9 protein-coding genes are annotated in these 10,397 nt (G+C 61.7%); 5 read left to right on the top strand and 4 right to left on the bottom strand.

Annotated elements, in window-relative coordinates:
• From EIY72_RS03650 to EIY72_RS29850, 3 genes are all read left to right on the top strand, one after another.
• Positions 1 to 272 (top strand): T6SS immunity protein Tli4 family protein (locus tag EIY72_RS03650; RefSeq protein WP_243701726.1); only part of this gene is annotated, 272 nt, incomplete at its 5' end.
• Between the two features lie 70 nt (positions 273 to 342).
• Positions 343 to 3,954: a type VI secretion system membrane subunit TssM gene (tssM, locus tag EIY72_RS03645; RefSeq protein ID WP_093219502.1), complete on the top strand. Its 3,612-nt coding sequence runs from the start codon at positions 343 to 345 to the stop codon at positions 3,952 to 3,954.
• Between the two features lie 255 nt (positions 3,955 to 4,209).
• Positions 4,210 to 4,377, top strand: coding sequence for a hypothetical protein (locus EIY72_RS29850; RefSeq protein ID WP_165939582.1), 168 nt, complete (start codon positions 4,210 to 4,212; stop codon positions 4,375 to 4,377).
• A gap of 128 nt (positions 4,378 to 4,505) precedes the next feature.
• Here the strand turns inward: EIY72_RS29850 and ehuA are convergent, their stop codons facing one another.
• From ehuA to ehuB, 4 genes are all read right to left on the bottom strand, one after another.
• Positions 4,506 to 5,300 carry an ectoine/hydroxyectoine ABC transporter ATP-binding protein EhuA gene (gene ehuA / locus EIY72_RS03640; RefSeq protein ID WP_093230469.1) on the bottom strand — a complete coding sequence of 265 codons (795 nt, stop codon included), beginning with the start codon at positions 5,298 to 5,300 and terminating at the stop codon, positions 4,506 to 4,508.
• Positions 5,301 to 5,380: 80 nt separating this feature from the next.
• Positions 5,381 to 6,037 carry an ectoine/hydroxyectoine ABC transporter permease subunit EhuD gene (gene ehuD, locus EIY72_RS03635; protein ID WP_093219507.1) on the bottom strand — a complete coding sequence of 219 codons (657 nt, stop codon included), beginning with the start codon at positions 6,035 to 6,037 and terminating at the stop codon, positions 5,381 to 5,383.
• Positions 6,034 to 6,693 carry an ectoine/hydroxyectoine ABC transporter permease subunit EhuC gene (gene ehuC / locus EIY72_RS03630; RefSeq protein WP_093219511.1) on the bottom strand — a complete coding sequence of 220 codons (660 nt, stop codon included), beginning with the start codon at positions 6,691 to 6,693 and terminating at the stop codon, positions 6,034 to 6,036. The genes ehuD and ehuC overlap by 4 nt, the downstream gene beginning before the upstream one ends.
• A gap of 77 nt (positions 6,694 to 6,770) precedes the next feature.
• Positions 6,771 to 7,628, bottom strand: coding sequence for an ectoine/hydroxyectoine ABC transporter substrate-binding protein EhuB (ehuB, locus tag EIY72_RS03625; RefSeq protein ID WP_093219514.1), 858 nt, complete (start codon positions 7,626 to 7,628; stop codon positions 6,771 to 6,773).
• Between the two features lie 291 nt (positions 7,629 to 7,919).
• Between ehuB and ehuR the strand changes: the two genes are divergently transcribed.
• Together ehuR and eutB are read left to right on the top strand one after the other, a co-directional pair.
• Positions 7,920 to 9,314: a MocR-like ectoine utilization transcription factor EhuR gene (ehuR, locus tag EIY72_RS03620; RefSeq protein WP_093230472.1), complete on the top strand. Its 1,395-nt coding sequence runs from the start codon at positions 7,920 to 7,922 to the stop codon at positions 9,312 to 9,314.
• A gap of 106 nt (positions 9,315 to 9,420) precedes the next feature.
• Entirely contained in the window at positions 9,421 to 10,392 is a 972-nt protein-coding gene (eutB, locus tag EIY72_RS03615; RefSeq protein ID WP_093219519.1) for a hydroxyectoine utilization dehydratase EutB, read from the top strand.
• The last annotated feature ends 5 nt before the right edge of the window (positions 10,393 to 10,397 follow it).

Below are 10,397 nucleotides of genomic sequence, written 5' to 3'. Positions count from 1 at the left end.
GGACCCTTCCCGCATTCGCCAACAAAGGCTACGAACTCCCCCTCTGGCAACAGCCCGCGAGTGAAGAACCGGTCAACCCTTCGCTGACCGACTACGAAGCCATGGCCGTCTGGGACGCGATCCTCAAGTCCGTGCGCATCCGCTACGGCGCGGTCGCGGCCAAGCCGGGCCGCGGGCCAGTTTGTGAATACATTGCCGAAAGCCAACGCATTATCAACGACTACTTCGACAGAGTCGGGGAGCCCAGGCCACGATGTCGGGAAGGGTTTTAGCGCACGTGAAGGGGGTGATGCTCACCCGGTCTGTGGGAAAAAAAGTCTACCAATACGCTAGGAGCGATTCATGAAAACGGTCTGGGATTACCTCAAACGCTGGGGCCTGCCGGTGCTGCGTCAGTTCAACCAGGCGGTGCCAGTATTGGTGCTGCTCGGCGTGGTGTTTTTATTGATCGCCATCTGGTGGCTGGGTCCGCAGTGGATCTGGCGTGAGCGTCAGCCGCTGGGGGAGCTGGCCATGCGCGTCTCGGCCAGTGTCGTGGTGCTGGTGGTGCCGCTGCTGATCTGGGCATGGCGGGTTCGGAATCGTTACCAGCGCCTGCAGCTTGAGCGCCAGCATGAAGTCGCGGTGCTGGCCGATCCCTGCCTGCCGTATGTCGAGGCGCAGGAGCGGGCGCTGGACCGAAGCCTGGGTAACCTGCTGAACAACATGGAGCGCCGCCGTTCGCTCTATCAATTGCCGTGGTATCTGGTGCTGGGTGAAGAGACCGCTGGCAAGACCAGCCTGATCACTCGCTCCAACCAGAGCTTTGCCTTGTCCCATGTGACCAAGGCCGGTGTCCGGGGGCACCAGGAAGAGCCATTGGCCTATCCGGTGGACTGGTGGATCGGTGACGAGGCCGTATTGATCGACCCGCCCGGGGAGTTCCTCAGCCAGCCGGACTCACCCGCCGAAAACGTCGAGCAGCAAGGCAAGGCCAAGCCGCTTCTGCCCCCTGGCGCCCACCCGCGTCTATGGCGGCACCTGCTCGACTGGCTGGCGCGTAACCGTAGCCGTCGGGCGCTCAACGGGATTGTCCTGGTGGTGGATGTACAGGCTCTGTTGGCGCAACGTCCTGAACAGCGCAAGGCCAAGGCCAACCTGCTGCGCACCCGCTTGTTTGAGCTGACGCGGCAGTTGGGCACGCGCCTGCCGGTGTACGTGACGCTGAGCAAGTTCGATCTGCTGGAAGGCTTCGAAGAGTTCTTCGCGCGGTTATCGCGCAGTGGCCGTGAAGACCTTCTGGGTTTCACCTTCAGTCTGGACGCGGTGGACGATTTCGATGCCTGGCTGGCGGAGCTGACCCACCAATACCAGGCGTTTGTCGTCTGCCTGAGCGAGCAGGTTTTCGACAGCGTTCGAGCGTCGCGCAGCATGGCTGAGCGCGATCGCTTGCAGGCATTGGTGCATCAGATGGCGGGGCTGCGCCCGGCATTGTTCGGCTTCCTGAGCGAAATGCTCGGCAGCGATCGCTTCACCACCCCGGCGCTGGTGCGCGGCCTGTATTTTTCCTCGGTCCTGCAGCAAGGCACCCTGAGCAATACGTTCGTCAAGGAAGCCGGGCAGGCCTTTGAACTGCCGCCGCCGCCCCCCGAGGTCAAGCCTGCCGGTGGCACGGCGATCTACTTTGCCCAGCAACTGTTCCAACGGGTGATCTACCCCGAAGCGGGTCTGGCGGGCGATAACATCAAGGTGGCTCGGCAAAAGCGGCGGCTGCTGGTCGCCGGGTTCAGCGTCGCCGCCCTGGGCTGTCTGGTGGTCATCGGAACCTGGCAGTTCTACTTCAATATCAACGGCGACAAGGCGGCCAGCGTCCTGGCCAAGAGTCAGGAGTTCAGTGGCCGTGACATCGACGCCAAGGTCGACACCACCGGCCGCAACCTGCTGGTGCCGCTGGACCAGATACGTGATGCGGTGCTGGTGTATGGCGACTACCGCGAGGCGTGGCCGTTGCTGGCGGACATGGGCCTGTATCAGGGCCGGGTGATCGGCCCTACGGTGGACGAGGCCTATCTGAATCTGTTGTCCAAACGCTTCCTGCCGGCGATTGCCAGCGGTGTGCTGGACGCCATCAACAGCGCTCCCGCCGGCAGCAATCAGCAACTGGCGGCCCTGCGCGTTTACCGCATGCTCGAAGAGCGGCAAAACCGCCGCCCGGCCATCGTCGAGGAATGGGTTGCCAGGCAATGGCAACGCGCCTATCCGGGTCAGGGCCAGTTGCAGGCCGACCTGATGGGACACCTGGGTTACGCACTGAAGTATGCGGATGCCGATTTGCCGCACTACCGTGAGCGTATCAGTCAGGTGCAACAACAATTGCGCCAGTTGCCCATGGCAGAACGGGTCTACATGAGCCTGAAACAGGATGCCCTGGAACGTCTGCATCGTCCGTTGGATCTGCGCAACGAGGTGGGGCCGGCCTTCGATATCGTCTACCGTCCGCTGAATACCGAGCAAGAGGGCAGCGGGCTGCTGTTGGCGCCGTTGCTCACCGCCAAAGGCTTCAAGGACTATTTCGAACCCGGCACCGAGGGCATCATCGAACTGGCCATGATCGACCAGTGGGTGCTCGGCGAACGCCAGCGCCTGGACTACTCCGACGAAGACCGCCACGTGCTGACCCAACGTATCCGCGCCCTGTACAGCGCCGACTATGTGGACAGTTGGCGGCGCGCATTGAACCAGTTTGCGGTCACCGACTTCGACGATCTCAGCCACGGCGTGACGGTACTGGAACAAGTCACCGGTCCGGCCGCGCCGCTGCGGCGTCTGTTGGAAACCCTGCGCGACAACAGCGTGATCTACCCGTCGCTGCCCTTGGTTGAAGGGCAGGCGCCCGTCGCGTTGGACAAGGTGTCTGAGGGTCAGCAGCAGGCCGCAGGGATTCGTCGCGCATTCTCCAGTCTGTCGGAGCTGATCGCCCCGCAAGGCGAACGACCGTCCTACTACGAGGAAACCCTGCGCTCGGTCAGCGCCGTCTACGACTACGCCAAGGCCGTACACGACAACCCTGATCCCGGCAAGGCGGCGCTGAAAACCGTCCTCAACCGCTTCTCCCTGGGTGGTGCCGACCCCATCGCCAATCTGCAGCGTGTCGCCGTGGGACTACCCGAACCGTTGAACCAACAGGTGAAAAAGCTCGCCGACCAGACCTCGCAGGTATTGGTGATCGCCGCCTTGCGTGAGCTGGAAAAACGTTGGGACAGCGAAATCTACAGTTTCTATCGCGAACGCCTGGCAGGCCGCTACCCGTTCAAGGCCGGCGGCGAGGATGCCTCGCTGGAAGACTTCGAAGCCTTCTTCGGCCCGCAAGGGCGCCTGCAGCAGTTTCACGATCAGTACCTGGACGTGTTCCTCAAGGACAATCTCGACGCCCTGTACTCCGACAGCCTCGGCGGCTACCTGGTGCGCAGCGACGTGCTGGAGCAGCTGAAGAAAGCCGAGCGTATCCGCGACACCTTCTTCAACCATCGCGGTCACCTGGCGGTGCAACTCACCATCGAACCCCTGGCCCTGAGCGCCACCCGCCTGAGTAGCATGCTCAGCGTCGACGGCCAATTGATCCCTTACCAGCACGGTGCGCCGCAACGCACCGGGCTGGTGTGGCCGAACAGCCTGGGCAATAGCAATGGCAGCCAATTGACCCTGGTGCACAGCAGCGGCAACACCGCCAGCCTGAGTTATCGCGGGCCGTGGTCGCTGTTCCGGCTGCTCAGCCGAGGGAACCTCAATGGGCGCACCGACACCAGTGTCGACCTGACCTTCGCCATTGCCGACGGGCTGATGCGTTATCGGATTGGCGCGGAGAAGGCCAACAACCCGATTACCCAGCGCAGTTTTGAGGGATTTGTGTTGCCCAGGACGTTGTTGGAGGAACGGCGGGGGAAAATGATCACAGACAAGATTACACAGAGGTGAGGAACCTGTAGGTAGGGCTTTTTCGTCTCCACAGGAGAGGGGTGCCGGGAGTCCAACGCGGGTCCCGAATAAGATGAAAAGTCTAAATGCAGGATTGGATCCAAACTGCTAGAATCGCCCGACTTACCCAACTCTGGCTCTTTACCAGGCACGGATCGCCTGGCCAGAGTTGGGTGGGTTCCTGATTCCTGATCGTTGGTCGCAAGAAGGAATCTGCCTGTACAATCCGTTCTTTCATTTTTGTTTCGGTAAGTCATGAGCGAAGAACGCGATATCCCCGAGCCTGAGCACGACCACCTGCTCGATCACGAATTTCATGATCACGAGCCGTGGGGCGAAGAAGACGCTCAAGGCATTCTCGATGAAGAAGACCCGGAAGACGACGAGGTAGATTTTCTTGATCAAATCGATCAGGACGACTGACTGGGCGACACCTCTCTCACGATAAGCAACCAAGGCCCAGCGCCTCCCGCGTCGTTGCCGGTGTGGGTGCAAACCCGCCTACGGGTCGATGAACTGCGCTCCCACGCTTCATCGACCCGAATGCATGCCTAGTTGGCCTCCTTTACCGCGCTGAGAAACGCGCAGGTACGTTCCTGCTGCGGGTGCTCGAAGATCTGCGCCGGCGTGCCCTGTTCATGGATCTGCCCCTTGTAGAAGAAGCACACGCGATCGGCGAACTCCCTGGCGAAGCCCATCTGGTGCGTCACCATCAGCATGGTCAGGTTATGCTCGGCGCCGAGCTTGCGGATCACATTGAGTACTTCGCCGCAGAGTTCCGGGTCGAGCGCTGAAGTCACCTCGTCGAACAGCATGACTTTCGGCCGCATGGCCAGGGCGCGGGCGATGGCCACCCGTTGTTGCTGGCCACCGGACAGTTGCGAAGGGTAGTGCCCCAGCTTGCTGCCCAGGCCCACCAGTTCCAGCAAGTCCGCGGCACGCTCCCGGGCTTCGGCGGGTTTCATCCCCAGCACCTGCACCGGCGCCTCGATGACATTCTGCAGGGCGGTCATGTGCGGGAACAGGTTGAAGCTCTGGAACACCATGCCGATCTTGCCGCGCACACGGCGGATGTGCCGATCGTTGGCCGGTACCAGCACTCCGTTGCGATTGGGCATGTGGGTCAGCAGGTCGTCCTCGATGCGGATCACGCCGTCATCGATACCCTCAAGGGTCATCAGTACCCGCAACAGTGTCGACTTGCCCGAACCGCTGGGGCCGATGATCGCGACTTTCTCGCCGGGCGTGACGTCCAGGTTCAAATGGTCGAGCACGGTGAAATTGCCGTAGCTTTTGGTCACGTCCTGGAAGCTGACAATCGGCTTGACCGTTTTTGATTGGTGCATGGTCGTGGCCTCTTGCGGGTGCAGTGGCGTCAGGTGGCCACGGCGGGAAAGGTCGTTGGAGGTCGAAAGTGAAGAAGTCATTAGCGCAGCTCCAGGCGCAGTTCGAGGCGCCGTACCAGATAAGCCAGGGCGATGCTCAAGGCGAGGAAAAACAGGCCGACCATGGTGATCGGCTCCAGATAGCGGAAGTTCTCGGAGCCGATGTTCTTGGCCTGCTGCATGATTTCAACCACGGTAATGGCCGACAGCACCGGCGTGTCCTTGAGCATGGCCACCAGGTAGTTGCCCAGCGGCGGCAGGATCGGCCGCAGGGCCTGGGGCAGGATGATGTTGCGGTAGGCGCTGTAAGGCGCAATGTTCAGCGCGGTCACTGCCTCCCATTGCGCGCGAGGCACGGCATCGAGCCCGCCGCGATAGACCTCGGCGATGTAGCAGGCGTAATGCACGCCGATGCCGATGATCCCCACTTGCATGGCGCTCAGGCTCACCCCGTAGTTGGGCAGCACGTAGTAAAGGAAATACACCTGGATCAGCAGCGGTGTGCTGCGGATGAATTCGATGATTCCGGCGATCGGCCATGACAGCCAGTACAGGCGGCTGCGTCGACCGATGGCGAGGAACAGCCCCAGTACGATGGCGATCAGGAAACCGATCAGGGTAATGCCCACGGTGTTGAGCGAAGCGCGCAGCAAATCGGGGAGGATCTGCCAGGCATACGTCCAGTCGAACAGGGTCATGACAGACCTCCACGCATCCGGCCACGGGCCAGGCGACGCTCAATGCCGCGCATGCCAAGGTTGATCGCCTGGGCCAGGATGAAATACATCACCAGCGCCAGGCTGAAGATTTCCAGGGTCTGGAAGGTCGCCTGATCCAGTTGCCGGGCGCGGAAGCTCAGGTCGGACAGGGTGATCAGCGACACCAGCGAAGTGTTTTTCAACAACTCGATCAACAGGTTGGTGCCTGGCGGGATCGCCGCGAGCAAGGCCTGGGGCAGAATGATCCGGCGAAAGCGTTTGTAGCCGCTGAAGTTCAATGCGGTCGCCGCTTCATACTGCCCCTTCGCCACGGAGCTGATCGCACCGCGCATCACCTCGGCGCCATAGGCACCAATGTGCAGGCCGAGGCCGACGATGGCCACGCTGTAGGGGCTCAGCTCCAGATTGAACGGTGGCAGCGGCAACACGAAAAACAGCCAGAACAGTTGCACCAGCAAGGACGTACCGCGGAACACTTCAATGTAGGCCACCGAGAACCAGCTCAGCGGGCGCCACGGCGACATGCGCCCCAGCGCCGCCAGAATCGCCGCGACAATGGCCAGGATCGAGCCGAAGAAGGTGACCTGGAGTGTGACCCAGGCGCCTTGTATCAATAGCGGAAGTAATTCACCCATTGTTCACACCTGCGTGGTTCAACATCCGGAGTCAGCAGGAAAACCGGCATCGCGCCGCAGCGCCACGCCAGTCCCGACTATTGAGCGCAGAGCTCGGCAGCTGTCTTGCTGGTCACGTTGGATTTGTCGAAGCCGAACGGCGCGACCGTCTTGAGGTGCTCTTCGGAGCCCAGCCATTTTTTCAGTTCGGCATTGACCGCATCCCGCAGGTCCTTGTCTTCCGGGCGGAAGGCGAGGGCGCCATAACCGGTGTGCGATGGGTCATCCTTGAACTCGGTGACCGCCTCGACCTTTTCACCGCCCTTGGCGGCCAGGCCTTTCATGGTCAACTGAGTGCCCACAGCCGCATCGGCGCGACCGGCGCGCACGGCTTGCAACTGGGCGGTGGTGTCGGGCACCTGGAGGATCTGTGCATCCTTGACCCCGGAGTCCCGTGCATATTTCAGGTTGACCGTACCTGCCATGATCGCCAGTTTCACCTCGGGGTTCTTGGCGATGTCTTCATAACTGTGCAGATTCTTCGGGTTGCCTTTGGCGGTGAGGAGGGCGTCGGGCAACTGATACTGCGGGTCGGTGAAAATCACCTGTTTGCAGCGTTCCGGGGTGATGTACATGCCGGCAGCAATCACGTCGAAACGCCCGGCACGCAAGCCCGGGATCAGCGAACCCCATTCGGTCAAGACACCGTCGACCTGCTTGATGCCCATTTTCGCGAAGATCACCTTGGCGATTTCCGGCGATTCACCGGTCACCCGGCCATCGGTCTCGGTAAAGGCGAACGGAGTTTCGTTGGCGTAGCCGATGCGAATGCTGCTGTTTTTCGTGATCGATTCCAGCGTCGTGGCGGCCTGTGCGCTGGCGGCCAGGCCGAACAACGCACACGCCACGAACAGTTGACGCAAAACATGGGAGCTGCGGGGAAGGGAATTGCTCATCGATAAAATCTCCTGTTTCTTGTGGACCCGTCGGTGACGGCTCTGTGGTAGGAGGCAGTGTGACAAGAGCAAAGCGTACGGGAGCCGTTCTTCAGTTGAGCCCCAGCGTCGGGACACAGTTCCGGTACAGATCGATTGGTTGTTGTTGGCGGCGGGTCAGGCAGCCTGTGTATCGACCTTGGACCGAGCATACAAAAGCCCTGCGCCATATTGCATTGCACTAGGACAATTGCTTTGCACGGTTTCTCGCGGGATGCTGTCGGCACTGGCCAATACGTGGGTTCGACGCCGATGGACAAGTGGAAGGCAGCACTGGAAATCGCCCGCAGCGGCGAGTCGAAATACAAGATCCTGGTACAGGCGATTGCCTTCGATATCGAGCAGGGCGTGCTGGTCAACGATCAGCGCCTGCCGCCACAGCGGCAGGTCGCGGACGCCGTGGGCATCAGTGTGCAAACCGTGACCAACGCCTACAAGGAACTGGAGCGCCAGGGCCTGGTGCGTTGCGAAGTGGGGCGTGGCAGCTTCGTATCGCGGCGCATGAGCGACCGGGTCGCCACTTATATTCTCGACAGCCCTGAACGCGCACTGGTGGATTTTTCCATCACGCGGATCATGCACACCCGCGAGCACGACCAGTTCTGGCGCGAGACCTGTCGAGAACTGAGCACCGAAGACGATCAGCCGTGGATTCACGCGTTCCGGCCCATCGCCGGTTTCGAGTCGCACCGTGAAGCGGCCATACACTGGATCGGACGGCAGGGTCTGCGCGTCGAGCGCGACGACATCCTGATCACCAATGGCGCGGCCCACGGGATTTTCCTCGCCCTGGCTTCGCTGGCCGGTCCCGACGACGTGGTGCTCTGCGAGGGCGTCACTGACCATGGCGTGATCGGCAATTCGCAAGTGCTGGGCTTTACCCTCAAGGGCCTGGAGATGGACCGCTTCGGCATTGATCCTGAGCATTTCGAGGACATGTGCAGCAATGAGCGCATCACCGCGCTGGTCTGTACACCGAACTTGAACAACCCGACCACCAGCCTGATGCCCGACACCCGCCGCCGTGAAATCGCCGAGATCGCCCGGCGTTTTGGTGTGCACATCATCGAAGATGACGTCTACGGGCCGCTGCTGGACGAGCGCCGCGCGCCGCCGATCAGCCATTACCTGCCGGAACTGTCGTTCTATTGCACCAGCATGACCAAGTCGGTGCTCACCGGTTTGCGCATTGGTTATCTGGTCATGCCCAAGCGCCTGGCGTTGCGCACCGAAAGCATCTTGCGGGTCAACAGCTGGATGGCGACGCCCATGGTTTCGGAAATCGCCAGCCGCTGGATTCGCGATGGCCGCGCCGACACACTGGTGGGGTTGCAACGCAAGTTGTTGAGTGGGCGCCAGGCGATGGTCAGCGAATACCTCGGCGAATACCTGCTCGGCCAGCATGCCCATGCCTTGAACGCCTGGATCGGCATCCCGCCGCACTGGGAGCTCGACAGCCTGGTGCGGGCGCTGCGCCACAAGCATATTGCGGTCACGTCGCCCGACCCGTTCACCGTGCGCGGCACGCCCCGGCCACGGGCAGTGCGGGTGTGTGTCGGCGCCGAATGCAGTGACGAAGAGATGCGCAATGCGCTGATGGGCATGCGTGAAATCTTCGGTCAGTACCCGCAGATCCATGACTTTTAAGCGCTGAAATGACGCAGAAAAATTTCTCGACTAAATTGCCCTAGTACATTCAGCGCGACAATCCAGCCCTCTTAGACTGCGCCCAATACCTCATCGGGATGCGGTCATGTCAACGCTCCAGCTCAACGATATCTACCTCGCCCGCCAGCGCATTGCAGCACTGGTGCGGCGCACACCGATGGAACATTCGCCCAGCCTGTCGAGACGCCTGGGCGTGCCGGTGTACCTCAAGCTCGAATCCGAACAACTCACCGGCAGCTTCAAGTTGCGCGGCGCGAGTCATGCCGTGGCACAGCTCAGTGCCGAGCAAAAGAGGCGTGGGGTGGTCGCCGCGTCCACCGGCAATCATGGCCGGGCGCTTGCTTACGCCGCGTCGCAACAAGGCGTGCAGGCAACGATTTGCCTGTCGCACCTGGTGCCAGCTAACAAGGTCCAGGCCATTCGTGATCTCGGTGCCGATGTGCGTATCGTCGGCCGGTCCCAGGATGACGCCCAGCGTGAAGCCGAACGGATTGCCCATGAACAGGGCGCGACGCTGCTGCCGCCGTTCGATCACCCGGCAATCATCGCCGGGCAGGGCACGCTCGGGCTGGAAATCCTTGAACAACGGCCAGACGTTGCTCAAGTGCTGATTCCGTTGTCCGGCGGCGGCCTGTTCGCCGGCGTGGCGCTGGCGCTGAAGGGTGCCAGCACGCAGATCGTCACCCACGGCATCAGCATGCAGCGTGGCGCAGCCATGCATGCCAGCCTCGCGGCGGGACGCCCGGTGGACGTCGAAGAGTTGCCGACCCTGGCCGACTCCCTCGGCGGCGGTATCGGCCTGGACAACCGTTACACCTTTGCCATGACCCGCGACACCTGCGATCACCTGCACCTGCTCAGCGAAGCCTCCATTGCCAACGCCTTGCGCCACGCCTATCACGAAGAGCGCCTGGTGCTGGAAGGCGCGGCGGCGGTGGGGATTGCCGCGTTGCTCGATGGCTTGGTCGAGCCGCGCGGACCGGTCGTGGTGGTGGTCAGCGGACGCAACGTCGATAGCGATCAGCACCTGCGGGTACTGACCGGCGCCGATGCCTGAATTGC

It is taken from the genome of Pseudomonas vancouverensis (assembly GCF_004348895.1).
Lineage (GTDB): Bacteria > Pseudomonadota > Gammaproteobacteria > Pseudomonadales > Pseudomonadaceae > Aquipseudomonas > Aquipseudomonas vancouverensis.
The sequence above is the reverse complement of the archived record's forward strand: the minus strand, read 5'-3'. Positions and strand labels throughout refer to the sequence as shown.